Raw genomic sequence first — 18,285 nt, 5'->3', positions numbered from 1 at the left:
ACGGGCCCGGTCCGACCGGCTCGCCGCCGATCGGACCGGGCCCGGCCCGGACGCTTCCGCGCCTACCGGATCAGGAGATGTCGCGACGCCGCGTAATCAGGATGCCGACCACGCAGCTCGCCACGGCGTAGCCGATCAGCACCACCGCGCCGACCCACCAGGAGGGCAGCATCTCGTTCTCACCTGGGGTGATCATGATCTGGGAGGCCGCCGCCGGCCAGATCACCTGCCACTTGATCACGGCCATGTTGTCCAGCAGGTTCGCCAGCAGGAGGAACAGCAGACCGACAACTTGTGTACCAATTAGGTAAAGCACCGAGGCGGTGATCACCGCGCCGAGCTGGTTGGTGATCAGAGTGCCGATGCCCACGCCCAGCACGGTCCAGATGGCGTACGCCATCAGGTTGAGCAGCAGGGCCCGCTGGACCTCCCACTCGCCGAGCATCGTGCCGTGGTCGTTGAGGGTCAGGAACGCCGCTCCGGCCACGAGGTCGATCACGGTGGTCACCAGCCAGAACGCGAAGCCCAGCAGGCTGGCCGCGATGAGCTTGCTGACGATCACCGCGGTCCGTCGCGGGGTGGCCAGGAAGGTGGTGGTCGCCGTCTGGTGGAAGAACTCGTTGGTGACCATCAGGATGCCGATCAGCATCACGAACATCAGGCCGAGGTACTGACCCGAGGTGTAGATGTTCGCCGCCTGGGCCGGTGCGGAGGCGGCGTCGCCGGTGTAACCGAACTCCTCCCCGCCGCCGCTGAGCGTCTCGTTGGCCAGCCAGGCGTTGAACGGGAAGGCCATGGCGATCGACAGGATCGCCGCGAGGGCCAGCCACCACCAGGTGCTGGTGGTGCGGATCTTGAGCAGTTCGGCGCGGACCAGGTTGCTCATCGGATGCCCGCCTTTCCGGCCGTCAGCTCCAGGAACACGCGTTCCAGGTCAGGTCGTTCGGTGCTCAGCTCGTGTAGCTCGACCCCGGCGGTCAGCGCCGCCCGGCCCACCGTCGGGGCGTCCACCCCGGCGATCAGCAGCGCGCCCTGTTCGTCGACCTGCACGGTGGCCGGTCCACCGGCCAGCGCCGCGGTCAGCGCGTCCGCCTGCGGGGTGCGGACCCGGACCCGGGCGCCCTGCGCCATCGACCCGATCACCTGCTCGACCGGTCCCTGCCGGACGAGCTGCCCGGCCGCGATGATCACCACGTCGTCGGCGAGCAACTGCATCTCCGACAGCAGGTGACTGGAGACCAGCACGGTGCGACCCTCGGCGGCCAGGCCCTTGAGGAATCCGCGCATCCAGCGGATGCCCTCCGGGTCCAGGCCGTTGGCCGGCTCGTCGAGGATGAGTACCCGGGGGTCGCCGACCATCGCCGCGGCGATGCCGAGGCGCTGCTTCATGCCCAGTGAGTAACCCTTGAACTTGCGCTTCGCCGCCGGGGTCAGGCCGACCATGGCGAGCGCCTCCTCGGCCCGCTGCCGGGGCAACCCGGCCGCCGCGCAGATCACTCGCAGGTGGTTGATTCCGGTACGTCCCTTGTGCGCGCTGGACGCCTCCAGTACCGCGCCGACGTGCCGCAGCGGGTCGACCAGGTCCGGGTACCGGCGGCCGCCGATGGTGGCGGTGCCGGCACTCGGGGTGACCAGATTCAGCAGCATCCGCAGCGTGGTGGTCTTGCCGGCGCCGTTCGGACCGAGGAAGCCGGTGACCCGGCCCGGCTCGACCGTGAACGACAGATTGTTGACCGCCAGCATGTTGCGGTACTGCTTGGTCAGGCCGGAGACCACGATCTGCGCGTCGTTGGTGGGGCGTGACTGCCCGTCGGACATCATTCTCCTCCCGTGGCGCCGAGGTGCGCCGTTGCACAGCGTGACGGTAGTGGTCAAGCAAATCAATCGGGCGCGTTCCGGAGATCGTGCTCCGTCCCAGGCAGGAGCTGCCTCATCCCCAGGTACGACCCGATCGACGGTCGTCCTACACCGCGATCCAGGTAGCGCGGGCGTGGGCCAGCAGATCACCCTCCGGGGCGAACAGACTGGTGTGCACCAGCGCCTTGCGTCCCTGCATGGCGATCACCACACCGGTGACCACGCACTCGGTGCCCGGCTCCGGCAGCGCCTCGACCTGGGTGGCGATCCGCCCGAGCAGGTACGGCCGGTCGGCGCCGAGCACCGTCCAGCCGCCCGGGCAGTCCAGCGCGGCCCAGACCGTCGCCACCTCCACCCGCTCCGGCACCCGCCACGGCGCGGCGGTCCGGCCCTCCGGCTGCGGTCCGGGGAAGATCCGCAGGCCGTCGGCGCGCTCCGGACCGCAGACGAAACAGCCGGGGAACGGGTGACCGACCAGACCCGGGTACGCCGCCGAGGCGGACCGGGCGGTCGCCGGATCCACCGGTGGCGCCACGACGTCGAACGGCTCGGCGGCACCGAGCTGCGCGACCACCTCGCCGGTCGGGTCGTACACCCGGCCCTCGGTCAGCGTCAGCGGCACGTCCAGCGGCGGCGGTCGACGCAGAGTCACCTCCACCGGGCCGGACCCGCCGTACGCGGAGGCGAAGACGCCGGCACTCCACCCGCCGTTGCCGGAGTCGGGCGGCCCGTTGTAGCGCGCCTCGATGATCATCGGACTCCTCCCGCCGCCCTGCGGCCCCGTCGCCGGGCACACCGCCGGAAGCCTCGCACGATCCCCGCGCCGGGCCGGGCGGCGGGGCAGCCACCGGTCGCCCACCGGCGTTCACCGGATCGACACCGGTCGCCACCGGAGCCGGCAACCCACCGGGGGCTACACAGAGGGCATGGCTGTCCGTCTCCTGCTGCGGTCGATGTGCCGGGTGCTCGCGCTGCGGGAGCTGACCGTCACGGTGGAGATCGCCACGCCGCTGTACCCGACCCCGTCCACCGACCGTCGATCGCTCGCCCGGGTCGCCGAATCGGCGGTGCATCTCGTACCGTCGGCGGCGGTGTCGCCGGCCGCGCCGGTGCCGATCCGGCCGCTGCGGACGCCACCGCAGCGCGTGGTCGCACCCGCGCCCACCGGGCCGACCGGACCCGAGTTGCCGCTGGTCGCCTGAGTCGTCCGCTCACAGGGTTTTTTCAGTGACCGCCCAGCATGGGCGCAGCGACTGCACGGATGATGGGCGGCATGGCGGCTACCCAGACCGAGGCCCGACTGCTCGTCGTCGAGGACGATCCCAACATCCTCGAACTGCTCTCCGCGAGCCTGCGGTTCGCGGGCTTCGACGTGGCCACCGCCACCAGTGGCAGCGCCGCGCTCAGCGCGGCCCGGGACCACCGGCCCGACCTCGTGGTGCTCGACGTGATGCTGCCGGACCTGGACGGCTTCGAGGTGATCCGGATGATGCGGGAGGGCGGCACCCGGACGCCGGTGGTCTTCCTCACCGCCCGGGACGCCACCGACGACAAGATCCGGGGACTGACCCTCGGCGGCGACGACTACGTCACCAAGCCGTTCAGCCTGGAGGAGTTGACCGCCCGGATCCGGGCGGTGCTGCGCCGCACCAGCACCGGCGAGCAGGCGCCCGCCCGCCTCACCTTCGCCGACCTGGAGCTGGACGAGGAGACCCACGAGGTCTACCGGGCCGGTCAGCGGGTCCAGCTCTCGCCGACCGAGTTCAAGCTGCTGCGCTACCTGATGCTCAACGCCAACCGGGTGCTCTCCAAGGCGCAGATCCTCGACCACGTGTGGAACTACGACTTCCGGGGCGACGACAACATCGTCGAGTCCTACATCTCCTACCTGCGGCGCAAGGTCGACACCACCGAGCCCCGGCTCATCCACACCCTGCGGGGGGTCGGGTACGTGCTCCGCAAGCCGGCGGCGTGAACCCGGTCCAGCAGGGCAAGATCCGACTCCGCTCGGTACCGCTGCGGGTCAAGCTCGTCGCGGCCGTACTCGCGTTGGTCGCGGCCGCGCTGCTGGTGATCGCCTCGCTGACCACGATCTTCCTCCGCAGCTATCTGGTCGGGCAGATCGACACACAGTTGCGAGGCTCGGGCCAGACGCTCGGTCCGCTGGTCCCCCTGATGAAGTCCGGCCGGGTGGGGGCGATGCTGCCCAGCGACTACTTCGTGGTGCTGGCGAACCCGGAACTCGGGCTCACCCGTCCGTACTACGACGACAACACCTTCGGTCCGCAGCAGTTGCCGCGCGTCCCCGACGACGTGCAGGGTTTCGCCGAGCGGGTGGGGGAGCCCCGGACCGTGACGTCGTGGGACGGGCACACCCGGTGGCGGATGTACTACGTCGAGGTGTCCGACGGCGAGGTGTTGGCGATCGGGCAGCACCTCACCGAGGTCGAGGCGGCGGTCAAGCGACTCATCCTGATCGACATGCTGGTGGGTGGGGCGGTGCTGATCCTGCTCGCCTCGGTCGGCGCGGCCATCGTCCGGACCAGTCTGAAACCGTTGGTGGAGATCGAACGTACCGCCGCCGCGATCGCCGGGGGCGACCTCAGCCGCCGGGTGCCCGACCCCGAGTACGGGCAACCCTGTCCCACCTCGGAGCTGGGTCGGTTGTCCCGCGCGTTGAACGCGATGCTCAGCCAGATCGAGATGGCCTTCACCGCCCGCGCGGCGTCCGAGTTCGCGGCCCGCTCCGCCGAGTCCGCCGCGCGGGAGGCGGCGGAGGCGGCCCGTTCCTCGGAGGCGCGGTCCCGCCGCTCGGAGGAACGGATGCGGCAGTTCGTCGCGGACGCCTCGCACGAGCTGCGGACCCCGCTGACCACCATCCGGGGCTTCGCCGAGCTGTACCGGCAGGGTGCGGCCCGCGCCCCCGAACAGACCTCCGACCTGTTGCGCCGGATCGAGGACGAGGCGTCCCGGATGGGCCTGCTGGTGGAGGACCTGCTGCTGCTGGCCCGGCTGGACCAGGAACGGCCGCTGTCCCTCGCCCCGGTGGAGCTGCCGGTGCTGGCCACGGACGCGTTGGAGGCGGCTCGGGCGACGGCGCCGGACCGGCGGATCGAGCTGGAGATCGAGCCGGGCTCCGGGCCGCTCGTGGTGCGCGGCGACGACGCCCGGCTGCGGCAGGTGATCGGCAACCTGATGACGAACGCGGTGCGGCACACCCCGCCGGAGGCGTCGGTGACGCTGCGGCTGCGCGCCGAACCCGGCGAGCTGGCGGTGATCGAGGTCGCCGACACCGGGCCGGGGCTCACCGGCGAGCAGGCGGAACGGGTCTTCGAACGGTTCTACCGGGCGGACGCCTCGCGGACCCGGCGGACCGGGACGTACACCGGCACCGGCCTCGGGCTGGCCATCGTCGCCGCGCTGGTGTCGGTGCACCAGGGCACCGTGGAGGTGACCGACACGCCGGGTGGCGGTGCCACCTTCCGGGTCCGGCTGCCGCTGGCGCCCACCGCGGACATCGATGACGAATGATTTTCAGCGAACGCTCAGGCCCGACTAAGGCGGAACGCAGTGCAATGGGTAAAGGTAGAGGCATGAGCGAGTACGAGTCCGACCCTCGCCGGCCGGCACCGACCGACGCCGAGCCGTCGCACCCCGAGCTGTCCCGTGCCGAGTACGCGCGGACCGACTCTGACGTTCCGGCGTCCGGCGGCGGTGCCGACCGGACCGCCGAGGCACCGACCGTCCCGGTCCGGGCGGTCGACGCGCCGGGCACCCGTGGGCAGGACAACGAGCCCACGATGACCGGCCTGCCCACCGCCGGCTCGGCTCCGCCGGCCTCCGGTCGCCCCACCTGGTCGCCGTCGAGCGGGCAACCGCACCAGCCCGGCCAGCCGGTGTCCGCCCAGCCCGGCTACGGCACCCCGTCCGGGTACGCCGCGCAGTCCGGCTACGGCGGCCAGTCCGGTTACGGCACGCAGTCCGGCTACGCCAGCCAGTCCGGGCAGTCCGGGTACGGCAACCAGCCGGGTCAGTCCGGATACGGCAACCAGTCCGGTCAGTCCGGCTACGGCCAGTCCGGTGCCGGTTACTCCGGCGCGTCCTGGTACCCGAACCAGTCGAGCTGGAGCGGTGGCACCCAGAGCGGCGCCTCCGGGCATCCGGGCTACCCCGGTCAGCCGGGGACGCCCGGCGGCTACCCGGGGCAGCCCACGCCGTGGGGACCGACTCCGCCGCAGGCGTCCAAGCCGGGCCGGGTCGCCAAGTTCATCGGCGCCGGGGTGGCGGTGTTCGCACTGATGCTCGGTAGCGGTGCGGCGGGCGGCGCGCTCGCGTTGGCGCTCGGGGGCGGTGGCGGTGTGACCCATACCTTCTCCGCCGCGCCGGTGATCGACGGTGCCGACCTGCCGCGCATCGCCGCGTCCGTGCAGGACAGCGTGGTCTCGATCAGCACCGGCAGCGGCGAGGGCTCCGGCGTGGTGCTCAGCGCCGACGGCTTCGTCCTGACCAACAACCACGTGATCGCCAACGGCGGCGACAACGTCCGGGTGATCTTCGCCAACGGCACCACGGCGCGGGCCGAGATCGTCGGCACCGACCCGAAGACCGACCTGGCGGTGCTGAAGGCGGGCGGGGTCAACGACCTCCAGGCCGCCAAGTTCGGCGACAGCGACGCCATGCAGGTCGGCGACACGGTGCTCGCGCTGGGCAGCCCGCTGGGCCTCCAGGGCTCGGTGACGGCCGGCATCCTCAGCGCCCGGGACCGCACCATCCAGGCCGGCAGCGGCCAACCCGGCCAGTCGGCCAGCTCGATCTCCGGGCTGTTGCAGACCGACGCGCCGATCAACCCCGGCAACTCCGGCGGTGCGTTGGTCAACACCCGGGGTGAGGTGATCGGCATCAACACCGCCATCGCCACCGCCGGGCAGGGCAGTTCCGGCAACATCGGCGTCGGCTTCGCGATCCCCAGCAACAAGGCCAAGGACGTCACGGACAAGCTGCGACGCGGCGAGAAGATCAGCCACCCGTCGCTCGGGGTGAGCGTGAACGCCGCGCCCGGCGGCGGCGCGATGGTCGGCTCCCTGCTTCCGGGCGGTGCCGCCGAGCGAGCCGGCCTGCAACAGGGCGACGTGATCATCCGCTTCGGCGACAAGCAGATCAACGACTCCACCGACCTGGTCGGGGCCGTGCAGGCGGGCAAGGTCGGTGACCAGGTCGAGGTGGCCTACGTACGTAACGGCGCCGAGGCGACGGTGACCGTGACGCTCGCCGAGGCGTCCTAGTTCCAGACCTGCTTCCTCCCTCCGGGGCGGCGGGTGGCGCGGCCAAGGGGGTTGGTCGCGGCACCCGCCGTCCCTCTTTTGCGTCCCGGCACGGGTCACCCGCATCGGGTGACCCGTGCTCACCCCGTGCGCGGGCAACCTCGGCGGTGCGAGAGCAGGTCAGGCGGACGGGGGGAGCCATGACCACGGCAGCGACGGGCCGGACCGACGACCGGGTCCAACGGGACGTGCTGGACGAACTCGACTGGGATCCGCAGGTACGCGGGACCGACCTCGGGGTGACCGTGCGCGACGGGGTGGTGACGCTGACCGGTGTGGTGGACGGCGCGGCCCACCGGTGGGCGGCGGTCGGCGCGGCCCGCCGGGTACGCGGTGTACGCGCGGTCGCTGACGAGATCGAGGTGCACCCCGCCGGCCCCGACGGGATCACCGACGGCGAGCTGGCGATCGCTGCCGCCCGGGCCCTGGAGTGGAACAGCTTCGTGCCGGCCGAACGACTGGACGTGACCGTCGCCGCCGGTTGGCTGATGCTGCGCGGCGAGGTCGAGTTCGGGTGGCAGCGGCGTACCGCCGAGCGGGAACTGCGCCGGCTACGGGGCGTACGCGGGGTGACGAACCTGGTCGAGGTGCGGCCCGCCGCCCCGCCCGACACCGACCGGGTACGCCGGGACGTGCAACGTGCCCTGCTGCGCGGTATCGGCACGGAACGGGTGACCGTGCAGGTCAGCGGCGACACGGTGACCCTGACCGGGGTGGTGCGGTCCTGGTGGGAACGCGACCAGGCGGAACGGATGGCCTGGTCGGCCGAGGGTGTGTCGGCGGTACGCGACGAACTGCTCGTGGGCGGCTGAGCTGCGATGCCGTGTCTCGTTTGTCGGCGGCGGCACCGGGAAACCGCTTCGATCCCCGCCCGCCGTACCGGGGATCGGGGCCAGCACAGACGGACGGGGAGGGCTCGTGGCCGACAGAATTCCCGGGGAGCGCCGACTACGGATCGCGATGGTGGTGCCACCCTGGCTGTCCGTGCCCCCGCCCGGCTACGGCGGGTTGGAGCAGGTGGTGGCGGGCCTGGTGGACGCCCTGGTCGACCGGGGCCATGCGGTGACCCTGATGGGCGCCGGCGCGGCGCACGGCACTGCGGGCGACTTCCTCGCCACCCTCGACGAGTTGCAGTACGACCGGCTCGGCGAGTCGCTGCCCGAACTGGCCCACCTGGCCCGGGTGAACCATCTGGTCAGCCCGGCCGACTTCGACGTCGTGCACGACCACACCACGATCGGTCCGCTGGTCGCCGGTCGCCGCGCGGTGCCCACCGTGGCGACCGTGCACGGCAACCCGGTGGGCGAGTACGGCACCGTGCTCAGCGACACCGACCAGGGCGTCGGACTGGTCGCCATCTCGCACGCCCAGCGGCGACTGAACCCGCGACTGCCGTGGATCGGCACGGTGCACAACGCGATGGAGGTCGGCGGCTTCCCGCGCAAGACCGCACCCGGTGACGGTCCGGTGCTGTGGCTCGCCCGGTTCAGCCCGGACAAGGGGCCGGACCTGGCCATCCGGGCCTGCCGGGAGGCGGGACTGCCGCTGGTGCTGGCCGGCAAGTGCAGCGAACCGGTCGAGCAGCGTTACTTCGACGAGGTGGTCCGACCGCTGCTGGGCCCGGACGTCCGGGTGGTCCGCGACGCCGACCGCGAGGCCGCGCTGCGGCTGCTGGTCGAGGCGTCCTGCCTGATCATGCCGATCCAGTGGGAGGAGCCCTTCGGCATCGTGATGCTGGAGGCGATGGCCACCGGTACGCCGGTGGTGGCGCTGCGCCGGGGCGCGGTGCCGGAACTGGTCCGGCCCGGCGTGACCGGGTTGGTCTGCGAAGGCCCGGAGGAGTTGCCGGCAGCACTGCGCGAGGCACCTCGCCTCGATCCGGCGGACTGCGTGGCGCACGTGGCCCGGACCTTCTCGGTGGAGCGGATGGCGGCCGGCTACGAGGAGGTCTACCGCCGGTTCCTGACGGCGGCCACCCCGCGCACCGCGATCCGCGAACCGGTCCGGGTCACCCCGGCCTAGAACCGCACGGCCTAGACCTGCGCGGCACCGAGCGCGGTGATCGCCGCGTCGAGTTGCCGGGCGTACGCCGGGCTCAGTCCCTCCTCGCGCAGCCGGGTGGCCACCTTCTCGCGGAGCCGGGCCACCTCGGGCCCCAGTTCGCCGTCGCCCTGGGCCACCGCCCGGGTGAGGTTGCGCAGCTCGTTGCGCAGGTCGAGGGCGACGTCGTCGCGGATCCCGCCGTCGGCGAGGCCGGAGCCGATCACCCGGTCGAGCCGGTTCGCGGCCTCGACCAGGGTGTCCGGCCGACTCGGACGGGTGGGCGCGGCGCTGGTCGGCGGCGGCGCGGCCGAGGTGATCGGCGGTGCCACGGGCGGTTGTGCGCTGGGGGTGTCGTCCGGCCCGGTCGCCCCGGCCGACGCGCTCGGCTGTGCGGTGGGCAGCGCGGTGGGCGACTCGTCCTGCTGCGGCAGCAACGCCGGGACCAGCAGCGCCGCCCCGATCACCAGGATCGCCGCCGGCACCAGGACCGCCGGTCGCAGCAGGCGTCGTGGACGCCCGGTGGCGTCGTCGTCACCGGGGGAGCGGACTCCCGGTTGGTGGCCGCTCGGCGAGTGCGCGCCCGGGGCCGTCGTCGGAGCGCCGACCGGTCCGCCGGTGCCGGAAGCGGCCGGTACGCCGGTGGCGGGCACGATCGTGCCGACGGCGGCGGTGGCGCGGGCAGAGGTCAGCGCGGGAAGCGTGACGGTGGGGGCGAGCATGGTGGTGGCCTGTGGGTCGGCCGGGAGCATCTGGTCGCGCAGCACGGTGGCCACCTGGCGGGCGGTGGGCCGGTCGGCCGGCTCGCGGGACAGGCAGCGCAGGCAGACCTGGGCCACCATCGGGGGCAGGCCCGGCACACCGTCCAGGGTGGGCGGTGCCCCCTCGGCCAGCGCGAGGCTGAGTTCGTCCCAGGTGTCGGCCGGGTACGGCACCCGGCCGGTGAGCATCTCGTGGAGCAGCACCCCGAGCGAGTAGACGTCGGTGGCGGGCTGGGTCGGCGCGCCGTCCAGCCGTTCCGGGGCCACGTACGCCGGGGTGCCGAAGGTGGCGCCGTCCTCGTCGTCGTCGGGGGCGCCGATGCGGGTGGCGATGCCGAAGTCCAGCACCTTCGCGCCGACCTGGGTCATCATCACGTTGGCGGTGGTGACGTCCCGGTGCACGATGCCGAGCCGGTGCGCGGCGGCGAGCGCGTCGGCGACCTGCGCGCCGATCTCCACCGCCTCGGGCCACGGCAGCGGCCCCTCGGTGAGCCGGAACTCCAACTCCTCGCCGGTGAGCAGCTCCATCACCACGAACGACGTGATCGAGCCGTCCGGCGACACGGTCTCGCCGTAGTCGTGCACCGACGTCACGTGTGGGTGCACGAGCGCGGCGGCGGCACGGGCCTCCTCGCGCACCATGTCGCGGAACCGGGCGTCGGCGGCCAGCGACGGGGCCAGCACCTTGAGTGCGACCATGCGGTCGAGCACCTCGTCGTGGGCCCGCCAGATCACCGACATGCCACCGGCACCGATCTGGTCGATCAGCCGGTAACGGGTGGCCAGCAACCGGCCGGGCTGCAGTGCTGGCTTCACGGATCGCACCTGCCCTCATAGGTGGGAGCGGTATCAGGTTGCGCGAATGTTGCCGCCCTGTCAACGGTCCGCCGGGCTGCCCGTACCGGATCCGGCACGGTGGGTAGCAGGGGGTGCCGGCCGCGCCGGGGTGAACGCAGTGCGGCACGGACGTGCCAGGATGAACGACATGGCTCGGGGACCGGTGGCGTTCGTGCTCGGGGGCGGTGGCGTCCTCGGCGCGGTCGAGGTGGGGATGCTGCGTGCCCTGTTCCGCGCCGGGATCCGTCCGGACATGGTCCTCGGCACGTCGATCGGGGCGGTGAACGGCGCCCTCGTGGCCGCCGACCCGACCGAGGCGGTGACCGACCGACTCGTCCGCCTCTGGGCGTCCCCCGAGGCCAGCGAGGTGTACGGCGACTCGGTGGCCCGGCAACTGCGGCGCTTCGCGGCGCGTACCCACCTGCACTCGCCCCGGCCGCTGCGCAAGCTGCTGGAGAGCGAGCTGGGGGCGGAGACCACCTTCGCCGACCTCCAGGTGCCGTTCCGCTGCTGTGCCGCCAACATCGAGCGGGCCGCCGAGCACTGGTTCGTCAGCGGCGCGGTGGTGCCCGCCGTGCTCGCCTCCGCGTCGGTGCCGGGGCTGCTGCCACCGGCCCGGATCGGCGACCAGCACTACGTCGACGGCGGCATCGTCAACTCGATCCCGATCGGGGAGGCGGTGGTGGCCGGCGCGGGCCGCATCTTCGTCCTCCAGGTGGGACGGATCGAACGGGCGCTGGCACCGCCCCGGCGGCCCTGGGAGATCGCCCAGGTGGCCTTCGAGATCGCCCGCCGACACCGGTTCGCCCGGGAGATGGCCGCCCTGCCCGAGGGGGTGGAGGTGCACGTGCTGCCGACCGGCGGGCTGGAACCGCGCGACGACACCCCGTGGGCGTACCGGGACATGGCGGCGGTGGGGCGGCGGATCAGCCGCGCGTACTCGGCCTCCCGGCACTATCTGGCGAATCTGGAGCGTTGATGCCGCTACCGCACCGGTGGGTCCGCCGTCTGCTACTGGCGCCGGGCGTGGTGTTGCTGGTGTTCCTGCTGGTGACCACCGTGCCGGTGTGGGCGCTGCTGGCCCTGGCCGTGTCCCCCTTCGTGCCGGGGCGGCTGCGCCCACTGCGGGTGCTCTGGATCGGCTTCTGCTACCTCGTCTGGGACGCGGCGGCGCTGCTCTGCCTGTTCGGGCTCTGGGTGGCCTCCGGCTTCGGCTGGCGGGTCGGCTCGCCGGCCTTCCAGCGGGCCCACTACGTGCTGGCGGGCTGGTTCCTGCGGGTGCTGTTCTGGCAGGCGAACTGGACGCTGCGGCTGACCATCGACGTGGTCGGCACCGACCCGGACACCGCGTTGCCCGGTCGCCCCGAGCTGGTGGTCTGTCGGCACGCCGGTCCGGGTGACTCGTTCATCCTCATCCACGCGTTGGTGAACTGGTTCCAGCGGGAGCCGCGCATCGTCCTCAAGGACGCCCTCCAGTGGGACCCGGCGATCGACGTGCTGCTCAACCGGCTGCCGAGCCGGTTCATCGCGCCGGGCCGCGGCGGTCGGGGCTCGCTCACCGAGCAGATCGGGCACCTCGCCGTCGGCCTGGACGACAACGACGCCTTCGTGATCTTCCCCGAGGGCGGCAACTTCACCCCGAAGCGGCGGCTGCGGGCGATCGCCCGGCTGCGGGACCGGGGTCACGAGCGGATGGCGGTCAAGGCCGAGGCGATGCAGCACGTGCTCGCCCCGCAGCCCGGCGGCCTGCTGGCGGCGCTGGACGCGGCACCGGACGCCGGGGTCATCTTCGTGGCGCACACCGGGCTGGACCGGATGCTCACCGTCGCCGACGTGTGGCGCGAGCTGCCGATGGACAAGCGGCTGGTGATGCGCTTCTGGTCGGTGCCGCCGGAGGAGATCCCGGTCGGCCGGCAGGAACGCATCGACTGGCTGTACGAGTGGTGGAGTCGGATAGACGAGTGGATCGCGGCCAATCGCGACGACGCCGCGTAGGGTTCCGGGATGGACCAGATCAGCGTGGTGACGACGGTGGTGGACGCGCGGTCGGTCGCCGATCTGCTGGCCGCCGCCGCGGTGGCCGGTCGACTGGCGGCCTGTGCCCAGATCGGCGGTCAGGTGGAGAGCACCTACTGGTGGCGTTCCGGGGTGGAGACGAGCACCGAGTGGTCGGTGCAGTTCAAGACCGCACCGGACCGGGTCGACGCGCTGGTGGAGCAGATCCGCGCCAACCATCCGTACGAGGTGCCGGAGATCCTGGTCAGCCGGGTGGACTGCGGCGACCCGGCGTACGCGACCTGGGTGTTCGAGCACACCCGAGCCTGAGTACGCGCACTCTGGTGCCGATGGGGGTCGCCCGTCAAGGATGATCCCGTGGACAACGGCTACCCCTGCCCGGCCTGCGGCGCACCGGCGACTCTGAGCTCCGGCTGCACCGGTTGCGGTCGCCCGCCGCACGCCGCCGCCGCCGAGGTGATCCGGCTCGACCGGGAGATCGTCGTGCTCGGCGGCGAGGTGCACCGGGCACGTCAGGCGTACGAGGGGTTGACCGGTCGGCTGTCGGCGGTCCGTCGGCGTCGGGCCGAACTGGCCGCTGCCGTACGCGCCGAGTTCCCGGCCGGTCCGGTGGCGGTTCGGCCGGGCGTACCGGTCGCCGCAGCGGCCCCGACCGCGTCGGCGCCGTGGATCGCACCCCGGGCGTCGATCCCTGGTGGCGCGGTCCCCGGCGGCCCGATCCTGCCGGGACAGGTGCCCGGTGGACCGATGCCCGGCGGGCCGGTGCCCGATGGACAGGTGCCCGATGGACAGGTGCCCGGACCCGGGTGGACGCCGATGCCGGCCGCGAACGACACCGGGCCGGGCGGCGCGGAGACCTCCACGAAGACGGTGCAGAACCTGCTCTTCATCCTCGGCGGACTGCTGCTCGGCACGGCCGCGACCGTGTTCACCGCCGTCGCCTGGGCGTCGGTCGGCGTGCCCGGCCGGGCGTTGATCCTGCTGGCGATCACTGCGCTGATGCTCACCGTGCCGTTCGTCGCCCGCTGGCGCAGGCTGCACAGCACCGCCGAGACGTTCGCCGCCGTCGGCCTGCTGCTGGTGGTGCTCGACGGGTACGCCGCCTGGACGGTGGACCTGCTCGGGGTGTCCGGCTGGCCGGGCAGCCGGTTCGCGGGACTGGTCGCGCTGGTCACGACCGGGGTGTCCGTCGGGTACGCCCTGATCAGCCGACTCACCGTGCCGTGGTTCGCGGCGCTGCTCGCCGCGCAGCCGGTGGCGCCGCTGCTGGCCGCCGAGGCCCGACCGGGAGCGGCCGGGTGGGCGGTGGCCTTCGTCGCGGTGGCACTGATCGACCTGGCCGTGATCGTCGCGCTGCGGCGCCGCGGGGTCGTCGTGGGCGAGGGGGCCACGACGACCTCGGGGCCGAGTCTCGCCGGTCAGGTGGCGGCCTGGGCCGGGTACGCCGTGGCGCTGCTGATCGCCGCCGGGTTCGCCCTGGCGCCGCTGCTGGTCGGCGAGGCGGGCGGCATCACGGTGCTGGCCGGTGGACCGATGCTGCTGGTGGCGCTGAGCCTGCTCGGGGCGGCGCTGCTGGCCGGCGGGCCGACCGGCCGGGCGCTGGCCGGCGCGTTCCTGGTGCCGGTGCTGGCCGCCGCGGTGCTCCGGCCCGCCTCCGAGGTGCAACCGTCGGTGTGGCTGCTGGCGGCGGGCCTGGTCGCGGTGGCGCTGGTCGGTGCGGTGCGGCTGCTGCCGGTGTCCTGGCGGCCCGGCCCCCGGGCGGGCACGATGCTGGTGGTCGGCGGGGTGGGATTGCTGGTCACGCTGACGACCCTGGTGATGGCCGTGTTCGCGGTGGGCAGGTCGGTGCCGGCGTGGCGGGGGGCCGCGCCGGGCGAGACCTTCGACGGGGGCTGGCAGCTCACCGTTGCGGTCGCCCTGATCGCGGTGGCGGTGGGGTGGCTGGCACCTCGGGCGGCCCGGCCTGCGGTCGCGGCGGTCGGCGTCGGCCTGGCCGCGCTGGCCGTACCACTCGCCTGGGCCGCGCCCTGGCCGGCGCTGGTCCTGCTCGACCTGCCGGTGGGGGCGGCGCTGGTGCTGGCCGCAGTGGTCCGTCCGGCGATGCGGGGCACGGTGTCGGCCGCCGCCGCACTGACCGGTGTCGCGTTGCTCGGGCACGGTCTGCTGGTGGGGCTGGCCGCACCGGCCGGAGCGGGCGCGGCCTGCGCGGTGATCCTGGTCGTCGGCGTCGGTGCGGCCGTCCTGGGCCGCCGTGGCGGTGTGGTGCAGCGCGTGGTCGGCGGCCTCGGTGCCGCCCTGGCGGTGCTGGTGGTGCCGGCCGGCGCGGCGATCGCGCTGATCGGTGCCGGCGCGTCGCCGTGGTGGCAGGCGCGGGCGGCCCTGGCCGCCCTCGTGCTGCCGGTGGTCGCGCTGCTCCTGGTCCGTCGACTCTGGCCGGACCTGCACCCGTACGCCTCGGCCGGTCTTGCCGTGGCGGCCGTGTCGACCGGCCTCGCACCGCTGACGGTTCCGGGCGACGAGCGGCTGACCGTGTACGCGGCGGTCGCGGCGCTGCTGCTCGCGGTCTCCGTGGTCCGGTCCCGCCCGCCGGTTCCGGCGCTGGTGGCCGGGGTGGGACTGGCCGTGGTGGCGGTGCTGGCGGCGCTCCCGGTGACGGTGGCCGCGCTGGTCACCCCGTACGGTCCGCCGCCCGTCCCGTGGTCCGGCGTGCCGTCGACGGTGGCCGCCCCGGGCGCGTTGCCGGTCGGCGTGGCGCTGACCGTGCTGGCCCTGGCGGCGGCGCTGGCGACCTGGCCGGCTCACCGGGCCGGTCGGGGCCGGACGGTCGCGGTGCTGTTGCCGTTCGTGGCCGCTGCCGGGCCGGTGCTGCTGGTGGCCGCCGCCGCACCCTGGCCGCTGGTGCCGGCGACGGCGCTGCTCGGCGGTGTGGCCGCATTGCTGGTCACCGCGCTCCGCGGCCGGTCCGGCGCGTTGCTCGGTGCCGGCCTGCCGGTCGGTCTGGTGCTGACCGGTGCCGGGCTGCTCAACCTTCAGGCCGTCCGGCCTGGCACGCTGGCCGGTCTGGGTCTGCTCGTGGTGGCGGCGACGGTGGTCGGGGTGGCCGCCCGGGCGCGCGCGGTACGCCTGGTGGGCTGGCTGGTCGCGGTCGCGGCGGCGACCGGTCTCGCGATCACCGCCCCGCTGGCCGCCGGGCTGCCGCTGCGGGTGGCGGCGTTCGCGGTGCTCGGTGTGGCGGCGCTGGTCCTCGCCCTGGCCGTCGCGCTGTCGGCGGTCCGGGTGGTGCTGGACGTCACCGCGCAGGCGGTGGCACTGGTCGCGGTGCTGCTCACCGTCGGCTCCGGCCGGTACGCCGCGACGATCTGCGTGCTCTGGGGCGTGGCGGTCGGCGTACGGCTGCTGCGCCGGGGCGAGTCGACCGGGCGACGGTGGGTCTTCGCCGCCGTGGCCGGTGGCAGCGAACTGTTCGCCGTCTGGCTGTTGCTGCGCTCCGGCGAGGTGACGGTGGTGGAGGCGTACACGGTGCCGGCGGCGGTGCTGGCGTTCGTCTTCGGTGCGGTGGCGATGCGTACCCGACCGAGGTTGCGGAGCTGGCTCGCCCTCGGCCCGGGCCTGGTCGCCCTGCTGCTGCCCAGCCTGGCCGTCCTGCGGTTCGACGACGACGACCAGCCGTGGCGTCGGCTGCTGCTCGGGGGCGCCGCGCTGGCCGTCACGCTGCTCGGGGCGGTCCGCCGCTGGCAGGCGCCGGTGGTGCTCGGTGGGTTGACGCTCGCCTGGCTCGCCCTGCACGAGGCGGGACGAAGCTGGGACCTGCTGCCCCGGTGGGTCTTCCTGGCCGTCGCCGGGTTGGCGCTGATCGGCCTCGCCGCCACCTACGAACGCCGTCGCCGTGACCTGGGTCGCCTCCGCGACGCCATGGGCCGGATGAGCTGAACGGTGGCGCAGCCGCTGGTCGCGCCGCCGTCGGACGGCACGGGTAGGGTCCTTGCCATGGCTGACGTGCTCACCGCCGAGGCGGTGCGAAACGAGCTGGGTGGGCTGGTGGACTGGTCGGGAGACCCCGCCGGGATCACCCGCACGGTGGAGCTGGCCAGCTTCCCGGCGGCCGTCACGGTCGTCGACCGGGTCGCCGTGGTGGCGGAGGAGCTGGATCATCACCCGGACATCGACATCCGATGGCGGACGCTGACGTTCCGCTGTGTCACCCATTCGGCCGGTGGCGTCACCCTGCGCGACGTCGAGCTGGCCCGGCGGATCGACGAGATCGTAGGGGCGGCCCGATGAGGTTCGAGATCAGCAAGGTCCTGGACGCGATCGAGGGGCGGGTCTGCACCGATCCGCAGCTCGTCCGCGCGGTGATCGACCTCGCCGAGGTCATCCGCTACCAGGATCTGGACGGCGGTCGACCGGCCAGCACGCTGCGCCTCGGCATGGTCATCGACGCGCTGGCGCGCAGCCTGGAGGAGGACACCGTCCCGGTCTACGCGGTGGTGCACCGGGGGGTGCTCTCCGACGCCGACCTGACCTCCAACGAGCGGATGGTGGTCCGCCGCTGGGCCGACGACGGCCTGGTCGAGGTGCTGGACAATCCGGGTGACCGGATGCTTGAGGTGGCCGACCTGCTCGGCCTGCCGGTGCTCAGCCGGGTCCGCTTCGACGGACTGCGCGGGCGCTTCCCCTGGCTGGTCGACCAGCCAGGCCGGGCGCTCGCCCCGGTGCCCGGTGCCGGTGGGCCGGTCTTCATCGCCCACGTCGGTGGCGGTCACACCCCGGTCAGCGGCCCGCCGTCCCCGGCCGGTGCGCAGTTGCTCGCCCGCCAGTGGCGCTGCCCCGAGTCGGGCTGCACCCTCTTCGGTGGGGCCGGTGGCGGAGGTGCCTTCGCCGACCTGGCCCGGATCGACCGCGCGCCGACCGGGCAGCCGCCACCGTCGCTGCGCGGCGGCGTACCCACCTGCCCCCGGCACGGCACCCGACTCCGCGACGACGGCCCCCGACCGCGCAGTGAGGTCCTCGCGGTACGCGTCGGTGGCCTGATCCGGCGTCGCTTCGTGCTCACCGAGGAGCAGCCGGTCACCATCGGCCGCGCCCCGGAGGGCGCCCACGCGATCATGCTGGGTCAGTGGCTCAACGACGAGGCCCGTCGCTGGATCAGTCGCAGCCACCTGCGGCTGGAGTTGCGGGGCGGCGACCTCGTCGCCACCGACGTGAGCACCAACGGCTCCGGCATCCGGCCCGGCGGCTCGATGGCCGAGTCGGACCGCCTGCCGCTGGCCCCGCAGCAGTCCCGCGTCCTCGGCGGCGGGGACATGGTGGAGCTGTACCCGGGCGTGCAGATCGGCCGACCGAGCGAACTGCCCTCGGGCGCACCGTACAACCCCGACTCGGTGATGTCCGAGGCACCGACCATGGCGATGCGCCTGCCCCGCTGACCCGGACGACGGCGGGCGTCGGGACAC

The 18,285-nt window shown here is 73.5% G+C and carries 16 protein-coding genes; 12 read left to right on the top strand and 4 right to left on the bottom strand.

What is annotated here, in order from left to right; translation table 11 throughout:
- Positions 1-70: 70 nt before the first annotated feature.
- The 3 genes from ACQVFL_RS25245 to ACQVFL_RS25235 all read right to left on the bottom strand — a co-directional run bounded on the left by ACQVFL_RS25245 (position 71) and on the right by ACQVFL_RS25235 (position 2,611).
- Positions 71-886 (bottom strand): ABC transporter permease, encoded by an 816-nt coding sequence (locus tag ACQVFL_RS25245; protein WP_396690604.1) that lies wholly within the window; start codon positions 884-886, stop codon positions 71-73.
- On the bottom strand, positions 883-1,818 hold the full coding sequence (locus ACQVFL_RS25240; RefSeq protein ID WP_396690606.1) for an ABC transporter ATP-binding protein: 936 nt from the start codon (positions 1,816-1,818) through the stop codon (positions 883-885). The genes ACQVFL_RS25245 and ACQVFL_RS25240 overlap by 4 nt, the downstream gene beginning before the upstream one ends.
- A gap of 145 nt (positions 1,819-1,963) precedes the next feature.
- Positions 1,964-2,611, bottom strand: a complete 648-nt coding sequence (locus ACQVFL_RS25235; protein ID WP_431727741.1) for a hypothetical protein — start codon at positions 2,609-2,611, stop codon at positions 1,964-1,966.
- Positions 2,612-2,783: 172 nt separating this feature from the next.
- On the opposite strand from ACQVFL_RS25235, the gene ACQVFL_RS25230 reads away from it, so the two are divergent.
- The 6 genes from ACQVFL_RS25230 to ACQVFL_RS25205 all read left to right on the top strand — a co-directional run bounded on the left by ACQVFL_RS25230 (position 2,784) and on the right by ACQVFL_RS25205 (position 9,200).
- The gene (locus ACQVFL_RS25230) at positions 2,784-3,059 is read left to right on the top strand and encodes a hypothetical protein (protein ID WP_396690610.1); all 276 of its coding nucleotides are present in this window, start codon (positions 2,784-2,786) and stop codon (positions 3,057-3,059) included.
- A 71-nt stretch (positions 3,060-3,130) separates the two neighbouring features.
- The gene (locus ACQVFL_RS25225) at positions 3,131-3,832 is read left to right on the top strand and encodes a response regulator transcription factor (protein WP_137780828.1); all 702 of its coding nucleotides are present in this window, start codon (positions 3,131-3,133) and stop codon (positions 3,830-3,832) included.
- Positions 3,829-5,388: a HAMP domain-containing sensor histidine kinase gene (locus ACQVFL_RS25220; RefSeq protein ID WP_431727740.1), complete on the top strand. Its 1,560-nt coding sequence runs from the start codon at positions 3,829-3,831 to the stop codon at positions 5,386-5,388. The genes ACQVFL_RS25225 and ACQVFL_RS25220 overlap by 4 nt, the downstream gene beginning before the upstream one ends.
- 62 nt (positions 5,389-5,450) lie before the next feature.
- Positions 5,451-7,139, top strand: coding sequence for a trypsin-like peptidase domain-containing protein (locus ACQVFL_RS25215; protein ID WP_396690615.1), 1,689 nt, complete (start codon positions 5,451-5,453; stop codon positions 7,137-7,139).
- Between the two features lie 179 nt (positions 7,140-7,318).
- Complete coding sequence (locus tag ACQVFL_RS25210) at positions 7,319-7,990, top strand: BON domain-containing protein (protein ID WP_396690617.1); 672 nt, start codon at positions 7,319-7,321, stop codon at positions 7,988-7,990.
- Between the two features lie 73 nt (positions 7,991-8,063).
- Positions 8,064-9,200 (top strand): glycosyltransferase family 4 protein, encoded by a 1,137-nt coding sequence (locus ACQVFL_RS25205; protein WP_396691003.1) that lies wholly within the window; start codon positions 8,064-8,066, stop codon positions 9,198-9,200.
- An 11-nt stretch (positions 9,201-9,211) separates the two neighbouring features.
- On the opposite strand, the gene ACQVFL_RS25200 is transcribed toward ACQVFL_RS25205, so the two are convergent.
- Entirely contained in the window at positions 9,212-10,795 is a 1,584-nt protein-coding gene (locus ACQVFL_RS25200; protein WP_396690619.1) for a serine/threonine-protein kinase, read from the bottom strand.
- A 169-nt stretch (positions 10,796-10,964) separates the two neighbouring features.
- Between ACQVFL_RS25200 and ACQVFL_RS25195 the strand changes: the two genes are divergently transcribed.
- From ACQVFL_RS25195 to ACQVFL_RS25170, 6 genes are read left to right on the top strand one after another with little or no spacing between them, the layout of a single operon-like run.
- Positions 10,965-11,795: a patatin-like phospholipase family protein gene (locus ACQVFL_RS25195; RefSeq protein ID WP_396690621.1), complete on the top strand. Its 831-nt coding sequence runs from the start codon at positions 10,965-10,967 to the stop codon at positions 11,793-11,795.
- On the top strand, positions 11,795-12,811 hold the full coding sequence (locus ACQVFL_RS25190) for a 1-acyl-sn-glycerol-3-phosphate acyltransferase (RefSeq protein WP_431727739.1): 1,017 nt from the start codon (positions 11,795-11,797) through the stop codon (positions 12,809-12,811). The genes ACQVFL_RS25195 and ACQVFL_RS25190 overlap by 1 nt, the downstream gene beginning before the upstream one ends.
- 9 nt (positions 12,812-12,820) lie before the next feature.
- Complete coding sequence (gene cutA / locus ACQVFL_RS25185; protein WP_396690625.1) at positions 12,821-13,141, top strand: divalent-cation tolerance protein CutA; 321 nt, start codon at positions 12,821-12,823, stop codon at positions 13,139-13,141.
- 48 nt (positions 13,142-13,189) lie between these two features.
- Positions 13,190-16,762 carry an SCO7613 C-terminal domain-containing membrane protein gene (locus tag ACQVFL_RS25180; protein ID WP_431727738.1) on the top strand — a complete coding sequence of 1,191 codons (3,573 nt, stop codon included), beginning with the start codon at positions 13,190-13,192 and terminating at the stop codon, positions 16,760-16,762.
- Positions 16,763-16,819: 57 nt separating this feature from the next.
- Positions 16,820-17,113 carry a 4a-hydroxytetrahydrobiopterin dehydratase gene (locus tag ACQVFL_RS25175; protein ID WP_396690628.1) on the top strand — a complete coding sequence of 98 codons (294 nt, stop codon included), beginning with the start codon at positions 16,820-16,822 and terminating at the stop codon, positions 17,111-17,113.
- Positions 17,110-18,258: an FHA domain-containing protein gene (locus ACQVFL_RS25170; protein ID WP_396690630.1), complete on the top strand. Its 1,149-nt coding sequence runs from the start codon at positions 17,110-17,112 to the stop codon at positions 18,256-18,258. Before ACQVFL_RS25175 ends, ACQVFL_RS25170 begins: the two co-directional genes overlap by 4 nt.
- Positions 18,259-18,285: the final 27 nt, after the last annotated feature.

This window comes from Verrucosispora sp. TAA-831, assembly GCF_050780145.1.
Lineage (GTDB): Bacteria > Actinomycetota > Actinomycetes > Mycobacteriales > Micromonosporaceae > Micromonospora.
This window is presented reverse-complemented; position numbering and strand designations above follow the sequence as displayed.